Here is a 19,813-nt window from a genome sequence, read left to right as displayed (position 1 = left end):
CAGATATGAGAAGAAGCCCAATCATCACACCGCTAAGCGTAACGAATACGAATCCCGCCGACGTGTATATCTCGCCCGTCAACTTGACGGCTAATGGCAGGGCACATCTTGGCCACGCTGCCGGCCCATTTCTCAGAATAGACGTTCTACAAAGGCACCTGAAGAGGGCAGGCCATCATGTTCGCTCCGGTCTGACGACCGACGGTTTCGAGAACCATGTTCTAGTCCGAGCAGCCCGCGAGAACATCGACCCGTCGGACTTGGCTCATGGCTTCCACGTCGGGATTGCTGATGATCTCGCCTCACTAGGGATCGTTTTCGACCATTTCGATGATCCAGCCCACGGTAGAAATCTTCAGCGGTTTTCCAATGTCAGCAACGTGCTCATGGATGCGTTATCTGCAGCAGGATCGCTGGAATTTCGCGCAGCGCGGCTACCCGTCGACGATGCTGGTTCTGCTCTGACGCCAACGGAAGAGCGTTTCTGCATTGGAGGCTGGTTTGGTGCAACCTGCCCCGTATGCGATGCGTCCGCAGGGAGCTTCTTCTGCGAACAGTGTGGACATCATTTCGAGCCAGATGAAGCACGAAATCCGGTGTCGAGGCGGGGACGGATTGTAGAATGGACAGATAACATTTCTGCCTTTCTCTCAATTGCACGAAAAGACCAACTCGTCCGGGCGTGGGACGATGCGGCTATCGAACCTGGCTTTGTGGAGATAGGGAAGCGGTATATCGCACGCAAAGGGCAGCAAATGCGGTTGACCGTTCCTGGCCTGCATGGATTGTCCTGGAATTCGCAGCAGTTCAACACACGTCAGATCCTGTTTAGCTACTCCTCGTTGCTCTATGCTCATTCCCTCTATTGCGGGCATAAAGATGTGGAGACATCCGGCACGCCAAGTGCCTTTGCGCGCAATTCCGATACTTTCCTGATCGGCGCGACCGGCATCGACAATACAATTCCGATGCTCGTGGGAGTTACCGGATGCGCATTGGGCCAAGAGTCATTTCGTCAATTTGACCGAATTTTCTTTAATCGTTTCCTTCGGTTGAACGGATCGAAGTTCTCCACCAGCCGCGGCCACGTGATTTGGGCGGGTGAAATAGCTCAAGTGCCGGATATATCTATCGATATTCTCAGAGCATGTCTGTCGGAAATCTGCCCCGAAGAAGCGGAAACCGATCTGATCCCAAAACAACTGATTAATCGCTATAATGCAATTCTCGACAAGAGCGCTGGGGTCATCAACCGTTGCACGGACATCATCAACGCGATGCCGGCCTTCGCCGCGTGTCACGTAGATGATGCAATGATGATCACGCTGGACCGGCTGTACGACCAACAGTGCTCCGCTCTCTCGCTAGATCATCTGCGCGTATCGCACGCGTCCAGATCGGTAACCGAATGGCTCGATTGTCTTGATTCCAATCCGAACCATCAGATCGCTTACACATGGCTGATGGGCTTCAGCATACTGGGTTGGCCGCTGATGCCCAGGATAACAGAAGCTCTGTGGCACTGGCTCGGTCATGAAGGACATCCCCTCGCAGCCTGCGCGGCGAGACCCTCATCCGAACGAAGCGGAAGCGTACCAAGAATCGATGGGCGCAGCTTGACAGCCGCAGACATTGACCGATGCCTTCCGGGAAAAGTTGCACAATGAGCGCTGCAGCGAACATTATCGCCGCCGAGAAGTTGCCCGATGAAGTGCCGCTCGAGGTCTCGATTCCATTCATGCTTGGTAGCATCAACGTGGCCGCGTCGTATGGGTCGAGCTTCTTTCTCGTGGATGCTCTGCGGTCGGCTCCACAGAGCGCATCCATAGCAGGAACAGTTATTTCGACCGGTACAATCGCGACAATACTATGTTCGCTTGTAGCTGGCTGGATCGCCGATCTATTTGGGGTGATGCGAACGATCACCCTTGCTGCCGCGGTGATGGCAATTGCAATGATCTGTTTTGCAGCGGCGCCGGCTTCTATGTTCCTCGCTTATCTCGGCGGGCTCTCGCTCGGCATTGGATGGTCAATCTTCTATATGCTGGCGCCGCTTCAAATACTGGAACGCGTGCGGCCTGCGGCTCGTGTCAAGTATCTCACCTTGCTTTCCGGATCCCAGATGCTGGGGATCGGACTTGCTGTTCCCCTGGCGCGCACCGTCGTGGAGATTTTCGGATCCTATATCGCAGTCTACTCTCTATTCGCGGCTGCATGTCTCGTTGGCGCCATGCTGCTGGAGTTGGCCGGCAGGGCACTGGCGCAGGCTCCTCAGATCAAAATGGCGACTGTTCGACTCACGTTTGAGGGCGTGCGAGAGGCCTTCAAGTCGAATACGCGTTATCCGATCGTCATGATCGGCATCGGCGCATGCGTGTTTTCCGGTCTGTCCACGTTCCAGACGCTTTACGCTTCATCGCGGGGGCAATCCGCCGATACATTCTTTATAGTCTTCACGTTGACGGCTGTTTTCTTGCGCTTCGCGGCGGCGCCCGTCATCGGAAAGGTCCGGCTTGAGTGGGTCGCTGCGTTTCTCGTCGTGTGCACCATGGCGGGACTATTCTTGCTTTTGATCAATGCAAGGAGTGCGGAGATCTACATCCTCGGTACAGCGATATTCGCCCTTGGATACGGACTTAGCTATTCGGCTCTGAACGGTATGGTCGTCTTCATTGCAGGTACAGACGGGACATCATTGGCGGTTGCTTCTCAGGTCTTCACGCTTTCCTACTTCGTTGGTCTATTCGGATTTCCATATATCGCCGGGCAGATCGTGAGTGCCCACAGCTTCGATGATCTGCTGATCAGCATGATGATGCTTGTCGGTAGCAATGGCATCGTTCTCGCAATTCAAGTGTTTTCAACCGGCCGGGAGCGCTAAATGGCTCGTCTCGCGGACAGTGTGATGCCGAAGCAGGGCGGCGGCCATCAGGTAACGGCAATCGGCGCAGGCCCGGCGAATCTGAGCCTGGCAGCGCTCGCGGCCCCGATTCCGGAAATTTCCTTACACATCCTGGAAAGATCGGAGGCGCCGAGTTGGCATCCAGGGTTGCTTCTAGACGGGGCTCTTATGCAAACCAGCCCCTTAAAGGACCTGGTAACGCCAGCAGATCCGACCAGTGCATATAGCTTTCTCGCCTACCTGCACGAGAAAAGACGGCTTTATCAAGCCATTGTTCGAGGAATCGCTTCGGTTGGCCGGAGCGAATTTGAAGATTATTTGAAATGGGCAGCAGAAAAGCTAGCGAACGTTCAATTCGGCGAACAGGTTATTGCAGTCGAACTACGCGGTGATGCGTTCAGTATCGCTACCAACCGCCGCGATTATCAGACCCGTACGGCAGTGGTCGGCGTAGGCCGGGTGCCCTCTGTTCCTGACTGGAGCAGAAATGCACCGGAGAATCAGGTGTTTCACGCGAGTACCTTTCTCCTGCGACGCCGCGAGTTTCCCAACAAGCGTGTTGTTGTGGTCGGTGGAGGACAAAGCGGAGCAGAAATATTTCTTCATCTGCTAACCGGTGCATGCGGCGCGCTGGGAGCCTTGGTCTGGGTCACGCGCCGCGCAAGCATATTTGCCCTCGAAGATAGCCCCTTCGTCAATGAGTGGTTCTTTCCACAGTTTGGCGCATGGTTCCTTGAGCAAAGCGACGCCGCCAGAAAGCAAACCCTTGCACGGCAGGTTTTGGCGAGCGATGGCGTCAACCCATCGACACTACGCGCGATCTACAACGCACTTTACGATCGCGAGGTTGGTCGAGGTTCGTATCCCGCTCAGGTCGAAATACGCGTCGACACCATGGCTGAGGAGCTGCGTGCCACATCTCCATTTCGCCTGGGAGTGCGTCAGCAGGCCACCGGCGTCCGCGCAGAACATGTCGCTGACATTATCGTGCTGGCCACGGGCTACCGTACCGAGATCCCTCCCTTTCTGGAGCCGGTCGCAAACCGGCTTTCGATTGTGAGTGCGCCTGGTGGCTCTCGGGAGATCGTGGTCGGCAAGGAGTTCCGGGCCCGGTTTGATGGCCCCGAAAGCTGCCGCTTATACGTCCAGAATGGCGCACGATTTCAACATGGCATCGCCGACACAAATCTGAGTTTGGTTCCTTGGCGCGCCTCAACGGTGCTCAATTCGATCATTGGTCGGGTAGCTTACGATTGCGGGCCTGCAACAGGAGCTCTCAAGTGGCATGGTGCGGTGCCTGAGAGCGCCCGCTGAGGATCGGCAATGGGCAACGTGTCGCGATCCCGCTGCACGATTGGAGATACACCGTGAAGAATGCTCAGCTGATGATTTTAGGGGACGTAACGGTCTATAGCCCCGGCGTACTGGTACAGGACGTCAAAGGCATAGATGATCCGGAGATCACCGTTCCGGTTGAATTTATCGAATTCCGCCTCGATCCACTCGCGGTGTCGACGCCTCATTCCCATCCTTCGACCGAGATCTGGCGGATCACGAGCGGGCGCGGTCAGGTAGTGACCGACGATGGTGAGTTGGCCGTGAAGGCCGGCGATCTGGTGTTTCTGCGGCCAAATCAGACCCATCACTTGCGGAATAGTGGCAGCGAAGTTCTGAGCGCCTTCTCCATCTCCTGGAAACAAACTTAATGACTGACAAGATCTATGACCTCGCAGTCATCGGGGCCGGCATTATGGGCCTCAGTGCTGCCTTCATCGCAGCGAGCGATGGCCCGGAAAAAAGAATAGTCATCGTCGAAAGAGATATCGTTGGATCTGGTACCAGCGGGTTTGCGCCTGGGATCCAGATCAACATCTGTCGTAACCAGAAGGAAAGGAGCCTCATCGATTGTGGTTCAAAATTCTGGCGCGGGATCTATCCTGACGGACAATGGCCCGAGGGACGAGACTGTGATGTGTTTTGGTTGACGCGCAATCCCGGCGAACTCGCGCGACAGAGCAGCGTGGGCCACCCGACCCCATCAACATCCTTCGCTCTGGCCGAGAGGCTATTATCGCTGCCACAGTTTTTGGTCCCCGGCGATGTGGCCGTCCTGTTGGATCGTGGTTCGTACTGTCAAGTCGATTCCATCATTCAGGATCTGACTCAAAGGCTCAAGAGTGAAGGTGTTTCAATAAGCCAGCGTACATCAATTACAAGAATACGGAAGGGGCCACGCAATATTCTTCTCCAGACCTCTGATAACAGCGAGCTCTCGACGAAGCGGGCCATTCTTGCAATCGGGCCCTGGTTACCAGGGTCACCGTTGCGCCGGCATCTAACAGACGAATCGGGATTGCGAGTTAAGAAGGTAGTCGCGCTCCATTTGGCCGCACGGCCCACGCCGAACTGTCCAATGATCGGGCTATTCGATGACTACGCGTTCCTCATTCCCATGATCGAGCAGGGTTACTGGCTGTTTAGCTTTACCTCGCAGGAATGGGATGTGGATCCGGCCTCCGATGAACTGCGGCTCAGTTCGGATGATCTCGCGCGTGCTACCGCAATTCTGGCCAAGTGGTTTTCCGCCGAAGTGCCAGCAGTGGCATCAGCACGTGTGTTCTGCGACGGCTATTCGGCGGATGGTGTCCCGTTCTCCTGTCCTGCGAAAGATATCGCAGGTTTGCATGTGATCGGCGGTGGTTCGGGTAATGGGTTTCGCTTTGGGCCGGCGTGTGCGGAAGAGGCGGTACGATCCCTATATGCTGCGGATCGGCACGACAGTACGGCGACATGAGGGGCGGCATATGCCGGATGTGATTGGTCTCAACTCCAATCTCTCTGATAATCTGTCAGATGCCGGTTATGCCAATACATCGAGATCGACCATGGTTGTTGATCTCGGCGCGATAGAATCTAACTACCGGAAGTTTCGGATGCTGGCGCCCCAAAGCGCTTGCGGCGCAGTTCTCAAGGCAGACGCCTACGGCCTTGGCGCGCTCCGCATAGCGCCGTTTCTTGCGCGGCTTGGCTGCGGGCATTTCTTCGTGGCCGATGTGGAAGAAGGCGTGGCCCTGCGCAAGGTGCTGCCTTTAGCTGCGAAAATCTACCTGCTTCATGGGGTTATGCCCGGTTCGGAGGCGGCTATCGAGCACCATGACTTGCTGCCGATCCTGAACAGCAGGGAACAGCTGGATGCATGGCTTGGGCATTGCCGCCTTCGCAACCGGTTGTTGCCCGCAGGTATCCATGTCGACACGGGCTTGTCTCGACTGGGGTTTCCCATCGATGAGCTGCAAAAAGCCGCCGAGAATGAAAGGGGGCTGTCGGAGTTGCCGGTCGTGCTGTTCATGAGCCAACTCGCCTGCGCGGAGTGGCGCAACGAAATCAGTCGGCAACAATTGTATCAGTTCCGCAAACTCACCTATCTGTTTCCCAAAGCGATCCTTTCGCTGTCGAACTCCGCGGGGCTATTTGCCGGATGTGAATTTCATTTCGACCTCATAAGGTCGGGTGGAGGAATTCTCGGCCTTTCCGTATCCGGTGATCCCGACTTCAGGCCGTCGCAAGTCGTTCGCCTGCGAACGCGAATCATTCAAAGTCGCAGAGTAAAGATCGGGGAAGCGATAGGATACCACAGGTCATACCCAGTGAAGAGACGGATGCGTGTCGCGACCGCCTCTATCGGTTATGCAGATGGGTTTCCGCGTAGTCTCAGCAATCGAGGTCATGTCTTCATATGTGGTGCTCGCGCGCCAATCGTCGGCTTCGTTTCGATGGATCTCATCAGTATCGATGTGACAGATCTGCCCGAGAGCTGGACTGCGCCGGGTACAACGGTCGACCTGATCTGCCCCGAGCAGACCGTCGCAGATGTGGCTTCGGCCGCGAATATGCTGAGCGATGAATTAACCACGGCGATCGGACAACGATGTCGCAGACTTTATGTTTCGGCCAAGCGGGATGAGATGAGGCGCCAATGAACTCCTCTGCATTCCGATCTCGCCAAGTGAATCGAGCGATCTATCTGGGCGACGAAGGTATGCGGCTCATGCGTCCGGGCTACTTCACCGCTCGGGTGCGTCAGTTCCATGAACGTGAGAGAGCCTTCTATCTTGAACTCCTGCGTTCGACCACATACCGGTTGATTATTGAGGTAGGTTGCAGTTGCTACCGCCTTGTCGGCATCAAGAACGATGACAGTGATTACCTCGGTGTCGATATCAATCCACCTCGTGCGCGAAGGTTAAAGGATGACAACGCGGCTATTGTCCGCTGCGAGGCCAACAGATTCTTCAAAAGAAGGCGTCTGGTCGATGAGATCATGCGGCGATATGACGGAAGAGTGCTTTGCATTTTGCCGTTCAATTTTCTTGGCACCATGGATCGTCCAATCGAATTTCTCACGCTAATCTGCCGGACGCCCTTTGATCTCGCTTTGTCGCTCTTTTCAACGAGCGAGGCAGCGACCGCGGCGCGGCTAGAATATTATGATCTGTGCGGGATAAACGTTCAGGCTGTCGTGCGGACAGATGACTACGTCCGATTAGATTGCTCGAACGGCTTCCAGGCGTTTGCTTTCGATCCGCGTGTTCTGACGAGCCGAATATCGGCATTTGGATTCCGCTTGAATGAGGCAAAGTACTTTGACGTCTGTAATTTCCTTCATTTCAGTAACGAGCAGGTGTGAAGGTTATTCGCGTTCGTCTTACGAGACATGCAGAAGGGGGAGGAGGGGAGCGGCGCTTGCTTCGTCGTGGGCATCAACAGAAAAGACGAAATGCAAGTCGGTTTTGAGCATCGATTCAGTGAAGTAGGGATTGTTACGCGGATCCGAGCCTTAGCAAGCGTAGTTCAACGTCGTCTCAAATGCGGACGCCGCGAGCAAGCAACGGTCCAGAGCGAAAATGCTGCAAGAGCCACAGATCGTTTTCGCCGGAAAGTCCCGCGCCGCGCGATCGTGGATCCTTCGTCCGGCGGGGCGGTGAATGGAGCATCTCAAGGCTGACGCGATGCGCCATCATGAACTGGCAGCTTTGCGTGGTCAGCGGCTTGTTGTCCCTGACAAGGTCAGGTCATGCTCGAGGAGACTCGGCGCATCCGCAATGCCTGTGTGGCAGTTCGCCTTCGCTCCAGCTCGTGGCTGGACGTTAGACATATTGTACCAATTTAAGGTAATCGTCTGTGAGAACAGGGGAGCGGATGGAGCATGCCGCGTCTTGAAGAAAATTGGCCAGCGTCTGGCTGGCATGACTGCGGCGTTCGACACTTAGGCGTGTCGGCGCGCGAGAACGCACAGCAGCTAGTTCGGTGCTGACCAGATCAGCCGCCGCTGTGGCACAGTTCGAGGCAGTGAAAGTGCCAGCAGTCATGACAGCTTTTGCTAATCCCAATGTGGTGAGCCAACCTGCATAGATTAGCACGGCACCATCTGTCTCATCGAGGCCGCGGAGCTCCTCAACGGCGTCCGCATGGACCGACGCCGCACCCAGAGAGACAAAAAGATCGGCTATTTCGTCGCGTGTGGCTCTGGAAAGAAGACAACGGCCAAGATGGGATAAAAGCGTCTCCGTCGGACCTTCGAAGATGCGGAGAATACGGGCGTCACGATAGATTTTAGCTAAGGGCGTCCCCTCGTCGTACCCTCGGCCACCCAACAGTTGGACGCATTGATCGGCGACAAGGCCGCACCATTCGGACGACAGTACCTTCGTTGCCGACGCAAGGTGGTTATTGGGAGATCCCTGCCCAGAGACGAGTCGGCAGGATGCCGTAAGCATCGCCTTCACGACTTCGCGGCGAAGTACCATCTGCCCAAACAGCTGCTCTATGTAGCTGTTCTCAATCATGCGCAGCTTACCTAGGCGACGATGATTTGCATATGAAGCCGCGACCTGGATCGCGCGCTCAAGGGCGCCAAGGCCCATCGCAGCCACGCCTATTCGGCCGCGGTTCATGCTGGATGCCGCTGCGCCCCAACCGTCTTGGTCGCGAGAAAGCACGTAAGCACGTGGCACCTCGACATCCTGGAACTCGAGAGTATTCTGTATAATTCCACGCAAACCGAGGGTGCGATGCTCGTGCGTGACTTTAAGGCCGGGAGCCTGCCTATCAACCAGTACACCAACGAGGCGACCTTTGGCATCATGACCAGACGCTCGCGCAAAACAAACGATCCACCGGGCCCAGTCAGCGAGGCCAATCCAAATCTTACGGCCGCAGATGCGAACCTTATCTTCATGCATGAATGCCGAAGCTTCTATGTGCCTCGGGGCAGAACCTGCTCCAGGCTCCGTCAAAGCGAAAGCGCAAAGATCGCCGCGTGTTGCACCCCGTATGACCTGCTCTTGGTTGGGGAGATGCGGTGCCGCTTCGATGCAGGGCAAGGCCAGAAAGTTATGGATGACGAGGGTAGAGGCAGCGGAGACATCGAAAGATGCAGTGGCAGAGATGAGCTCGATGGCCTTTTGGAGGGAAAGAGCCAATCCGCCGCGATCTGCCGGTATGGTGAGCCCGAACAGTCCATGCCTTGCCAGCATACTATGTAGGGTCGGAGGGAATGCTCGACGGTCATCCGCGTCTGCGAAATTTAACTGACTGAGGTCATCGATCAGAGTGGAGTATAGGCTGGAAGCACGAACTCCGGCTGAGCGTTCCGGCGCCTCCTCGAAAAGGGCGCAAACTTGAGAGGACATAGCCATGCAGCCAGAATGATTGCCCCTGCGCTTTATGCCAATTATCCCTGCGGCTCGCCGGAATACACATTGGTATAGCTCGCTCGCCAGAGCCCCAGAATTTGTGCGGGGGACGCTAGGCAACAGGACGCCCGCGGAATTGCCGGTCAGAGCGCATCGTCGGTTCTGAGGACCCCTTTACTCCGCATTAGAACGTGGCGCCCGGCGTTGTCCGCTTCCCCGATGAGCGAACGACGTGCAGCAGGCTCGTGGCACCGCTCACTCAGCAGAGTTCTGCGAAGCGGAAGAGTCTTGATCAGACTGACGGTCTGCCAGACGGCGACCCGGACCGTCCCGCCGACTGGCACCGGTGATTCCCCACATCGAGCTTTACGAAGTCGGCCCGATCGATGTCGGAGCGATTTCGAACCGAGACGCTGCGCCGACCTCGCGACAGAGGGGGCCCAACGTTCAGAAGCGAGTCAACCGCCGCTTTGGTGAAAAGAATATTGGCGCGCATCCAGTTCAGGCGGGGGTGCAAGGTCGGCTACGATCGCTTCTCGTTGGAAAACGTGGCCGAGATTCAGATATGCTAATTGCCCAGTTTGGCCCGCTCCGTATTTTCAAGCCGCCCGTCTCTTATCCCTGAGTCAGGCAAGATGGCGGCCCCAGTACCGGCCCTTGGCCCCCAGAGGTGCTGGGGCCGTTTTCCAGAGGACGTCAAAAGGTTGGTCGGCAAGCTGCTCGTAGACCCCGAGGCCTTCCTCTCGCTCACTACGTTGCAGGTTATTGCCGCAGCATGCTGAGTAATTTGAAGACCGACGTGGAAACGGAACTTGAGGAAGACGCCGAGGCGTCTTTCGATGTCCGCGTGCGGGATTCTTGCGACTTGGCTAGTTCACGCTCGGCGCCGCGTTGCCGTGGAGGCGGCGGCTTGATTGTGACCCTCTCGAGGAGCAAAGCGGCTCATGTGGGTTTCTCGCGACCGTGTCGTCAAAGTCACCAAAACGCTTGAGCATCGGCCTATGTTCGTCGGGAGCGAGGATCCATGTACGATATCTACGTGAACGAACGGAACGACCTTCTCGTTGTTCCTCGGGGCGATTCCATTCCGCTCCATTTCAACAGGAACTGGCGGAAGAAACGCGTCGTACGGTCGGTGAGCGAGCAAATCCGCGAAGACATCCGGACGCACGGCTACCATCGGCGAAGTGTTACAGCCAGGCCGCGTATTCGGGGAGCTGGCGCGTCCTCTCAGCCACGCGCTGAAAACGCTAGCTGACAAGGTGGCTTGATCTACAAAAGAAGAGTTCATCCGCATCTTAGGTGCAGGCGGTCATAGGCTTCATTTGCGAACCTCGGCTCTGATGGAGAGTCGAGGCTCTCGGTGCGCTCCAGGTCGGCGTGGGATGAAGCCGTCGTATTCGACAAGACCTCCAGAACGCCGGCTTTACGGACGTCAAAGTCGTTGCGAGGTTGTTCGTTGTTCAGGCAAAGTCACGGGACGGCAAACCTCTCGTTATGAGCATTGGTCCGCATGGAATGTCTGTGTTGGAAGCAATGAACGGGACGGAAAGCAGTGAAGGCACAGCAGGGGCTGGTAGGTCCTGCGTCGCCAGAAGCCAAGCAATTCAATAAATCAGAACACGGGCGCGTCAAGCAATCAGCAGTCTGGGACTCAACAATAATGAGCTGGCCGGGTCGAGAAGTGGCTGACCGAGTGTCGCCAGAGGTCGGCGAGGGCGGTGGCTCGCCGATGCCGGGCCTTCGGCTCAGCTCGGGTTGCGAGGATAAGTTGGGAGCACTGGACAACGCAAGGCCGCTGCCCCGGCGGCTCACTGCTTTGCTTCAAAGTCGGCCGACCTTGCGCGCATTTCCATAGCGGATTGACGTGTCCACCCACGAACTGGGTGCGCGGGGCTCGAGTTTGAGTGTTTGCCCCTGGAAACGGGAGCCGATAAGCAAAATTGGAAGGTTGGGACTATGATACCGCCGTTATAGATGTGGCAATTCTCTAGAGGATTGACACCTGTTATTTTCGGAACCCAAATTTTTTCAGATTATGCTGCTATGGGCAGGTAATTTTCATTTCGTATTTTTTCAGCCCAACGTACGGCTGCTGATTTCGGCGACCAGCGGTTTCGGCAATCTCAACTGGCCTCAGCGAGGAACCTCTTCAATTTGTGAAACTGATGCGTCAGATTGGCGGTCTTGCGGCTGCGTTCGGTGCTCGGTTGGCTCTGTGGGCTTTGGCCGTTGCTTGTACAGCCCGGACAACTGGCCGCGCCGCTTGATCTTTGATCAAGCGAACGGCTCGCAGCAGTGGAGTATCTTTGCAGCCTCTTGAGCAAGTTGTTCCTTCGCCAGAGATCCCGCGATCTGTCGAACACTCAACAGCATCAATCACATGGTAACCGGCATGAACGCCCCACCTGGGCATCGCGCGAATGAGCTGCGATACAGCCTGGTATGACCTGTTTTTTGAGGTGGGCTATGGCAGATGCATGAAGCCGTGGTTGATGCCAGGCAGGAAGGCGGCTCCTATCGTGGGATCGAGGTGATCACGGGGCAGCGTTGGCACGGTACTGGACGGCGGAAGAGAAGGCCCAAATCGTGGCGGAGAGCTTCGAGGAAGGGCTAATATTTCCGAGGTCCTCGGCGCCATGGCGTTGTCCGTGGGCTGCGACGGTGTGGCGGCGCAAGTTCGCGACGGCAGCGAGCTTTCAGGCGCCAGGCTTCGTGCCGGTCCGGATCGCTGCCGAGAGCGGTCCGGCGACGGCAGACGAACCGGACCGGTTCGCGTCCGCGCATAAGGTGCTGCCGCAGATCGCATCGCCCCCAGGCAAGCTTGGCGGGATGATTGAGATCGAGGTGGGCGGGGCACGCATCCGGGTCGAGCCCGGAGTGGAGCTGGCGACGCTTTCGACAGTGCTATCGGCGCTTCGGCGCATCCGTTGATTGCGTTACGGTCTGATCTCAAGGTGGTGCTGGCGGCACAGCCGGTCAACTTTCGCAAGTCGGTGCACACGATTGCCTCTGGTTCTTGGCGATGCACGATCCGTGCTGATGAACGCGGACAATAGAGGTGTCGATCATCTGGACGGCCGCATCGTGAGCAGCGGCGAGTGCGTCTATGATTCGGCCCCAGACACCGGCCCGGCGCCAGCGAACAAAGCGGTTATAGCAGGTAGTGTAAGGGCCAAAATGATCCGGCAAATCGCGCCAAGGTGCCCCAGATCGCAGGACCTAGAAGATGCCATTGAGGACGCGTCGGTCGTTTACCCGAGGAACTCCACGCGGCTTGTTTGGTAGCATCGACTTGATAGCTGCCCATTCGTAGTCCGTTAGTTTATGGCGCATGATTCGAGGCCCCAGTTTGGGAGCTTGAATCGCGGGCGACGGGCCGAGCACAATGCTTTTGCCATGTCAGGCCGACTTGTCCTCACGGCTGCCCTCAAGTTTATCTCGCAAGGCCGTGATCACGCGATGGACGATCCGTATATCCTTGACCGACAGCCCTTCTGAAAGATCGTTGATCCAGGGAGCCTGCAATTCCATTGCGGCTTCGAAGGCGCGCTGTCCATTATCAGTGAGCACGACGAGCTGCGCCCGTCGGTGATGCGGGTTGACCTCAAAAGATACGAGGCCCTCCCTGTGCAGATCATTGATAATCCGCTGCACGTTTTGACGGTTGCCGCCGAGGTCGCGAGCGAGCCAAGCGACCGGTTGGGGACGTTCGGCGGACACAATGGCGCCAAGCACCTGCCAGCGTGCGCTTGTTAGGCCAAGCGGGGCGACCAGACGGTCGCCGACCGTCAGAAGTAGGCTGTCGAGCCTGAATAGATCGAGAACAAGGTCGGTCAGGGCGTCACCCTCGGGGGTTCGCTTGGCTCTTTTCATTTGTCACCATTGCTTTATATTGACATCATGACGTCAAGTTGTTATGTAGTCATAATACCAATTAGGTATCATAGATTAAATAGCCATGGAGGCACTCATGTCGCTGCTACGCCCACTCGACCCTTCCTTCCCGATCGACCGCCAGATCGCAATTGAGGCAAATTCTGTCGTCCTGGTAAACCCATTCACTCTCGACAAGGCCGATGAGGCGGCTTTTCTCAAGACCTGGCAGGATGACGCAGCGTTCATGAAGCGACAGCCGGGCTTCATTTCCACTCAGCTGCACAGGGCTCTCGGCGACAGCTCGACCTATCTGAACTACGCCGTCTGGGAATCCACCGCACACTTCCGCGCGGCCTTCACCCATCCTGACTTTCTAGCAAAAATCGCCAGCTATCCGGCCTCGGCGATAGCTTCCCCTCATCTGTTCCAGAAAGTTGCCGTGCCCGGCATCTGCGTTGCCTAGCCCTGCTGTTTTTAGGAAGTGAAGATACTCATGATCAAGTTGATCCATCCTGTCGCTGGCGCCTTGGCTATCGCAACGATCGGCACATTTTGGCTATCGACGGTACTCAGTGAGCTGTTCGCGTTCCATGCCACAGTTGCAGCGGTTAAGAACACCATAGCGTGGGGTTTCTTGTTGCTGATTCCGGTGCTCGCTGTGACCGGTGCTACAGGTGTCATCTTGGCAAAGGGGCGCCGGGCCGGACTGATCGCGGCCAAATTCAAGCGCATGCCATTCGTTACAGGAAACGGCATCCTGATTCTTATTCCGTCTGCGCTCTTCCTTGCGTCCAAGGCTCAGGCGGCAGAATTCGATGCCACGTTCTATGCTGTGCAGGCGATCGAGCTCGTCGCCGGCGCAACAAACATTACACTTCTTGCTCTCAACATGCGGGACGGTCTCAAAATGAAGGATGGTTGCGCCGCAATCCCGCTTGATCACCTGAACCGGAACTGCGCGAACAACTGACCTGACGCCAGGTATTGTCGTAACTTTATGAGTACGCGCCCCTAGCCCCGCGGCTGGGTTGGCTCAGTCGAACGAGCGGCTATGAATTCGCTGCTGAAGCATGAGGTCTGAATTATGAATGGTACTTTTAACCGTCCGCCCGCGGTCTGCTTTCTGCTTGGACTTCCACGATCGGGGACGACGCTCCTGGCGCATTTGCTTCAGCAACACCCAGAAATTGCGGCTCCGCCTGAACCCTGGTTGATGCTGGCGCTCGAGGCTTTTGGCAGGGTGGACCAAGGCCACCCGGCAGGCCCCTCCTTGATTGAGGGCGCAAACTCCGAATTCCTAGCGCGTATCGATCGGACGATTGCCGATCGCGCTTTCGCCGACGCAGCATATGGTCAGTATCTGGCAGCAGCAGGCAAGCGAATCATCATAGACAAAACGCCACGCTATTGGGCAGCGCTTGAATTTCTTGAACGTGTCTATCCGCGAGCGCCACACATCCTTCTGATGCGCAATCCCTATGCCATCGCGGCTTCACTGAAATCCACGTGGGGAATCCCGCTTCGGGCGGAAAGCTCCTATTCGCTCAGCGTGTCCAGTCTCGCCGATCTCGTGCTCCGCGTGCCAGATGTCTTGATATCTGCACTTTCCGATTTGGTTCTAGGCCTTCCCAGATTGGCGGCGCAGCGCACGCGCCCGCACACACAGCTCGTGCGATACGAACTGCTTGTGGCCCATTCGGACGAAGAGGTTCGACGCCTGCTGACTGGACTCGGCTGTGATCCGGCGGCGAACGCATCGGCAGGCTTTGGACAAGTAGACTATCTTCGATCAAGCCGCTTCGGAGATCGAAAAATCCTGGAACGAAACGCGGTCGACCAAAGCTCTGTCGATGCATGGCAATCCCAACTAAGCATTGAAGAGATGCAAACCGTGACCGATCTGGTTGGCACCGAGCTCTTGACAGAACTCGGATATGAGGCGGAACTGCTCCGTGCACAGCAAGCCGGGGTCGTCGATAGAGGACCTCAGCTAACTGAGCTCTATCGACAGGTATTCCGAACCTGGTGGGATTTGCGAGTTGGCAAGGGGGCATCGTCCGGGCCATCTCAATCTGGTGGGCAAGTCCACATTGCTCGACAGGTTGCGCAGAACTTTCGCTCCGCGTCCGACTCCTCCGTGGTGCAATCGCAAGATCCGTCGTCTGCCGAGCTTGAGGAGAATTTGCAGCTGGCCAATTCACCGACACAGTTGCAACAGGCACTGTTGGCGTCAGAAGCTGATCGAGCTGCAAGGCTGGATGCTATTCGAACTCGCGATGCGGCTATCGAGATCTTGCGAGGTCAGGTTGCGCGGCTTGAGCAGATCATCAATGTAGCTTAGGTGATCTGCATGCTTGCGATCAAAACCTGCTGGCTGATTTAGCCCTTAGCCTATAACGAGCTGATCTACGTAATAGGTGTGAGGCTGATGCCACAGCATTGCGGCGGAATGCGACAGGTCTCAGGCTGTGTCGGTCTTCTGCCCAACGCGCGCTCGACCTTCTGAATAGCCACGCGCAGCGCCGGGCCCGTCCGCCGCCAACATTACTCCTCTAGGCCGGCGTCGCGGAGCGGTGAAGAACCGAAATCCAGCATCCAAAGAACTTACATGCTGCCAAAACATCTGCGCCGTCTCGAATCTGAATCGATCGAAATCATGCATATGGGATCCCCGCAACCAGCGGCCGGAGCTCTGGAGCCTGTTCAATGCGCGGATCCACCAAGGTGAAAGCATGCGGGTGTTCGCGATGGCAACCTGGACCGAGCTAGATGGAATAATACCATGCTCGAAAAGATACCGGTCGTCCCGCTCTACTTCGCAAAGCAACAGGCGCGGAGGATACGTCAGAAGAGGCTTGATCGGACCAACCGCTGCTGGCAGGGATGACCGATGCGGCTCTCGACGCCACCTGCCGATCCAGCTCAAATGGTGTCTGGATGGTTCGCCCGAAGCTGAAAAGCCCTGGCATTCCTGCCAGGGCTCCGCATGGTGTGCCGAGCATGTTCGACAGCTTGGAGGTGGAAGTCCTTTACCCAGCCTGATGGCGGCGAAGGGTTAGCGAAGCGCAAGGGCGTCATCGCGAGGTGGGGTCTGAAGGAAGCGTGGAGCAAACCTGCGGCCCGATGGACAAAAACCGGATAACGAGGCCTACCCAACCGGACGAGCGAGCCAATGATCGCAAAGTCCACAGTCATCAAGGGTTGGGGTGGTAAATTCGGCGGGCGTGCAGGGAAGGCGGTCGAACTTACCTCGGGAGATCTTCGGCGTGTCCGGGCGACCGGACTGAGCGGGCCGCAAGGTCCGTGATCGCGACGGAGAAGTCAGCAGACGGCATAGTAGGCGGAACGAGTTTCGCTGAAGGCCCGAACGCTGGAAAGACGTTTGGATGTGGAAGCCTCGAGCCGGCCATGCGGCTGAAATCCAGGTCACTGGCCTTTGGAGCGGCGGGAAAGGGTGAAGCCCGGACGGCGCCGCTCAAAGGGGCCGAAGCCGACACGACGGAGACCACTATCTGAGCCTCTGGCGCGGACGCAAAACAAACCGTTCGCGCTTAATCCGGTGAACCGCCGTATACGGACCCGTATGGACGGTGGTGTGGGAGGGGAGAGTCGCGAGACTCCCCCTATCCCGATTGTCGAGCCTTTGATGGCCGGCGTCAGAAATCCATACCGCCCATGCCGGCGCCGGGAGGGATTGCGGGACCCGCCGCGGCCTTCTTCGGCAGCTCGGCGACCATCGCTTCCGTGGTGATCAGCAGAGCCGCCACCGAGGACGCGTTCTGGACCGCGATGCGCACGACCTTGGTCGGATCGATGATGCCCTTGGTTACGAGATTGCTGTACTCGCCCGTCTGGGCATCGAAGCCGAAAGAATATTGATCGTTCTCGAGGACTTTGCCGACCACGATCGAGCCGTCTTCGCCAGCGTTGATCGCGATCTGGCGGGCCGGCCAGGAAAGCGCCTTGCGCACGATCTCGACGCCGGTCTTCTGGTCGTCGTTCTTGGTGCGCAGACCCTTGAGCTGCTCGGAGGCACGGAGCAGGGCGACGCCGCCGCCCGGCAGGACACCTTCCTCGACAGCCGCGCGGGTCGCGTGCATCGCGTCATCAACGCGATCCTTGCGCTCCTTCACTTCGACTTCGGTCGAGCCGCCGACGCGGATCACTGCGACGCCGCCCGCGAGCTTGGCGAGACGCTCCTGCAGCTTCTCACGGTCGTAGTCCGAGGTGGTTTCCTCGATCTGCGCCTTGATCTGGGCAACGCGGGCGTCGATGTCGGCCTTCTTGCCGGCGCCGTTGACGATCGTGGTGTTCTCCTTGTCGATCATCACCTTCTTGGCGCGGCCGAGCATCTGCAGCGTGACGTTCTCGAGCTTGATGCCGAGGTCTTCCGAGATGGCCTGGCCGCCGGTCAGGATCGCGATGTCCTGCAGCATGGCCTTGCGGCGATCGCCGAAGCCCGGAGCCTTGACGGCCGCGACCTTCAGGCCGCCACGCAGGCGGTTGACGACGAGGGTGGCGAGGGCTTCGCCTTCGACGTCCTCGGCGACGATGACCAGCGGCTTGCCGGTCTGCACCACGGCCTCGAGCAGCGGCAGCAGCTCGTTCAGCGAGGAGAGCTTCTTCTCGTTGATGAGGATGTAGGCGTCATCCATCTCAACGCGCATCTTGTCGGCGTTGGTGACGAAGTAGGGCGAGATGTAGCCACGGTCGAACTGCATGCCCTCGACGACGTCGAGTTCGGTCTCGAGCGACTTGGCTTCCTCGACCGTGATCACGCCCTCGTTGCCGACCTTCTTCATGGCGTCGGCGAGGAACTTGCCGATCTCGGCATCGCCGTTGGCCGAAATGGTGCCGACCTGGGCGATCTCCTCGTTCGAGGTGACCTTCTTCGAATTTTTCTGGAGGTCCGCCACGACGGCTTCGACCGCGAGGTCGATACCGCGCTTCAGATCCATCGGGTTCATGCCGGCGGCGACCGACTTGGCGCCTTCGCGCACAATTGCGGCCGCAAGCACGGTCGCCGTGGTGGTGCCGTCGCCAGCCGCGTCAGCAGCCTTGGAGGCGACTTCGCGCACCATCTGGGCGCCCATGTTCTCGAACTTCTCCTCCAGCTCGACCTCCTTGGCGACGGCGACGCCGTCCTTGGTGATGCGGGGAGCGCCGAACGACTTCTCGAGCACCACGTTGCGGCCCTTCGGACCGAGCGTGACCTGTACCGCGTTGGCGAGGATGTCCACACCACGCAGCATGCGGTCGCGCGCGTCTACTCCGAATTTGACTTCTTTGGCTGTCATAAACAATTCCTTCGGTTATTCTCTCATCCTTCGGCGCGCCAACAGGCGCCCGTCGGGGTGAGATGTGCGAGTAGCCGGGTCAGGCGGCCTTCTTCTTGGAAAACACATCGGTGAGAACGCCCATGATGTCGCTTTCCTTCATTATCAACAGCTCCTGGCTGTCGATCTTGACTTCGGTGCCCGACCACTTGCCGAACAGAACACGGTCGCCGACCTGGACGTCGATCGGAATCAGCTTGCCGGTCTCGTCGCGGCCGCCCGGGCCAACGGCGATGACTTCGCCTTGCGAGGGTTTTTCCTTGGCTGTGTCGGGAATGATGATACCGCCAGCGGTCTTCTCTTCAGCGTCGATGCGCCTGACCACGACGCGGTCGTGAAGCGGACGGAAATTCATACGGACCTCCTGAGCGTTTGAACGAGTTGGCGTTTCGCCTCATTGCAACAGTATCGGTGATAGCAAGAGCCAGGCCAACGATGAGGAGCGCCTCTTGCCTGCGGTTCTGCTGAATCGTGCGCCTGGACTGCGCGTGTCCTAGGTCGGAAGCAGACGTCATCATGTCTAGAGACAGCCAAGCTGTTGCGAAAATGACATTGCATTTCGTCAACACAACCATATTCCCCCTATACCCTTATCTCGCGGTCTCTGGATGCACGCCGCGGATCCCGCGAAGTGAAGGGTAGCGGAACGTAGCGTGACCCGCGGTCGACGGCCCGAATTGACGTAGCCTTCCGGAACCGAGCCGATTCGTCGGGAGCGCCCGACCACCTGGGAGGCCACGTGCCCCGTCGGAGTGGCCGTGATCGATGCTCCTTAAGGAGTTCGCGCCGCACCAATGCTGTTTTCTCCGAGCGCCATCGGCGAACGTTGCGGTGAGTTCTGCGACCATCATTCAGCGGCGGTCAGCGTGGCCTGGGGCGCGCTCTCTGAATCTCCAGCGTGATCGCGCTCCTTCAGGCCAAACTGCCTAAAAGTCGTGAGCCGAAGGATCGAGAGTGCGCGAATCCGGAACGCCGACTATCAGATGGAGGGCGACATTGGC

Annotated in this window: 15 protein-coding genes and 1 pseudogene; 11 read left to right on the top strand and 5 right to left on the bottom strand. The window is 57.6% G+C overall.

The window, feature by feature from the left end; genetic code table 11:
• The first annotated feature begins 62 nt into the window (after positions 1 to 62).
• From ACVWZM_RS08305 to ACVWZM_RS08275, 7 genes are read left to right on the top strand one after another with little or no spacing between them, the layout of a single operon-like run.
• Complete coding sequence (locus ACVWZM_RS08305) at positions 63 to 1,667, top strand: class I tRNA ligase family protein (protein WP_456852519.1); 1,605 nt, start codon at positions 63 to 65, stop codon at positions 1,665 to 1,667.
• Positions 1,664 to 2,881 (top strand): MFS transporter, encoded by a 1,218-nt coding sequence (locus tag ACVWZM_RS08300; RefSeq protein ID WP_456852517.1) that lies wholly within the window; start codon positions 1,664 to 1,666, stop codon positions 2,879 to 2,881. The genes ACVWZM_RS08305 and ACVWZM_RS08300 overlap by 4 nt, the downstream gene beginning before the upstream one ends.
• A complete protein-coding gene (locus tag ACVWZM_RS08295; protein ID WP_456852515.1) occupies positions 2,882 to 4,216 on the top strand; it encodes a lysine N(6)-hydroxylase/L-ornithine N(5)-oxygenase family protein in 1,335 nt (444 codons plus the stop codon). It begins immediately after the preceding gene.
• A gap of 53 nt (positions 4,217 to 4,269) precedes the next feature.
• A complete protein-coding gene (locus ACVWZM_RS08290; protein ID WP_456852513.1) occupies positions 4,270 to 4,608 on the top strand; it encodes a cupin domain-containing protein in 339 nt (112 codons plus the stop codon).
• A complete protein-coding gene (locus tag ACVWZM_RS08285; RefSeq protein WP_456852511.1) occupies positions 4,608 to 5,696 on the top strand; it encodes an NAD(P)/FAD-dependent oxidoreductase in 1,089 nt (362 codons plus the stop codon). Before ACVWZM_RS08290 ends, ACVWZM_RS08285 begins: the two co-directional genes overlap by 1 nt.
• Entirely contained in the window at positions 5,662 to 6,882 is a 1,221-nt protein-coding gene (gene alr, locus ACVWZM_RS08280) for an alanine racemase (protein WP_456852509.1), read from the top strand. The genes ACVWZM_RS08285 and alr overlap by 35 nt, the downstream gene beginning before the upstream one ends.
• Positions 6,879 to 7,589 (top strand): hypothetical protein, encoded by a 711-nt coding sequence (locus ACVWZM_RS08275; RefSeq protein ID WP_456852507.1) that lies wholly within the window; start codon positions 6,879 to 6,881, stop codon positions 7,587 to 7,589. The genes alr and ACVWZM_RS08275 overlap by 4 nt, the downstream gene beginning before the upstream one ends.
• 460 nt (positions 7,590 to 8,049) lie before the next feature.
• Here ACVWZM_RS08275 and ACVWZM_RS08270 read toward each other — a convergent pair whose 3' ends face one another.
• Positions 8,050 to 9,594 carry an acyl-CoA dehydrogenase family protein gene (locus ACVWZM_RS08270; RefSeq protein ID WP_456852505.1) on the bottom strand — a complete coding sequence of 515 codons (1,545 nt, stop codon included), beginning with the start codon at positions 9,592 to 9,594 and terminating at the stop codon, positions 8,050 to 8,052.
• 2,553 nt (positions 9,595 to 12,147) lie between these two features.
• On the opposite strand from ACVWZM_RS08270, the gene ACVWZM_RS08265 reads away from it, so the two are divergent.
• Complete coding sequence (locus tag ACVWZM_RS08265) at positions 12,148 to 12,531, top strand: hypothetical protein (RefSeq protein ID WP_456852503.1); 384 nt, start codon at positions 12,148 to 12,150, stop codon at positions 12,529 to 12,531.
• 69 nt (positions 12,532 to 12,600) lie between these two features.
• Here ACVWZM_RS08265 and ACVWZM_RS08260 read toward each other — a convergent pair.
• A pseudogene (locus ACVWZM_RS08260) lies at positions 12,601 to 12,933 on the bottom strand (IS5 family transposase); the annotation flags it as partial.
• A 66-nt stretch (positions 12,934 to 12,999) separates the two neighbouring features.
• The gene (locus ACVWZM_RS08255; protein WP_253624321.1) at positions 13,000 to 13,473 is read right to left on the bottom strand and encodes a MarR family winged helix-turn-helix transcriptional regulator; all 474 of its coding nucleotides are present in this window, start codon (positions 13,471 to 13,473) and stop codon (positions 13,000 to 13,002) included.
• Between the two features lie 97 nt (positions 13,474 to 13,570).
• On the opposite strand from ACVWZM_RS08255, the gene ACVWZM_RS08250 reads away from it, so the two are divergent.
• The 3 genes from ACVWZM_RS08250 to noeE all read left to right on the top strand — a co-directional run bounded on the left by ACVWZM_RS08250 (position 13,571) and on the right by noeE (position 15,817).
• Positions 13,571 to 13,939 (top strand): antibiotic biosynthesis monooxygenase family protein, encoded by a 369-nt coding sequence (locus ACVWZM_RS08250; protein WP_244558879.1) that lies wholly within the window; start codon positions 13,571 to 13,573, stop codon positions 13,937 to 13,939.
• Between the two features lie 30 nt (positions 13,940 to 13,969).
• The gene (locus tag ACVWZM_RS08245; RefSeq protein WP_456852500.1) at positions 13,970 to 14,446 is read left to right on the top strand and encodes a hypothetical protein; all 477 of its coding nucleotides are present in this window, start codon (positions 13,970 to 13,972) and stop codon (positions 14,444 to 14,446) included.
• Between the two features lie 114 nt (positions 14,447 to 14,560).
• Positions 14,561 to 15,817, top strand: a complete 1,257-nt coding sequence (gene noeE, locus ACVWZM_RS08240) for a nodulation protein NoeE (RefSeq protein ID WP_456852498.1) — start codon at positions 14,561 to 14,563, stop codon at positions 15,815 to 15,817.
• 1,315 nt (positions 15,818 to 17,132) lie between these two features.
• Here the strand turns inward: noeE and groL are convergent.
• Positions 17,133 to 18,773, bottom strand: coding sequence for a chaperonin GroEL (groL, locus tag ACVWZM_RS08235; protein ID WP_456852496.1), 1,641 nt, complete (start codon positions 18,771 to 18,773; stop codon positions 17,133 to 17,135).
• Between the two features lie 79 nt (positions 18,774 to 18,852).
• Positions 18,853 to 19,167, bottom strand: coding sequence for a co-chaperone GroES (locus ACVWZM_RS08230; RefSeq protein ID WP_229158150.1), 315 nt, complete (start codon positions 19,165 to 19,167; stop codon positions 18,853 to 18,855).
• Between the last annotated feature and the right edge of the window lie 646 nt (positions 19,168 to 19,813).

The sequence above is a fragment of the Bradyrhizobium sp. USDA 4501 genome (genome assembly GCF_054062115.1).
The sequence above is the reverse complement of the archived record's forward strand: the minus strand, read 5'-3'. Positions and strand labels throughout refer to the sequence as shown.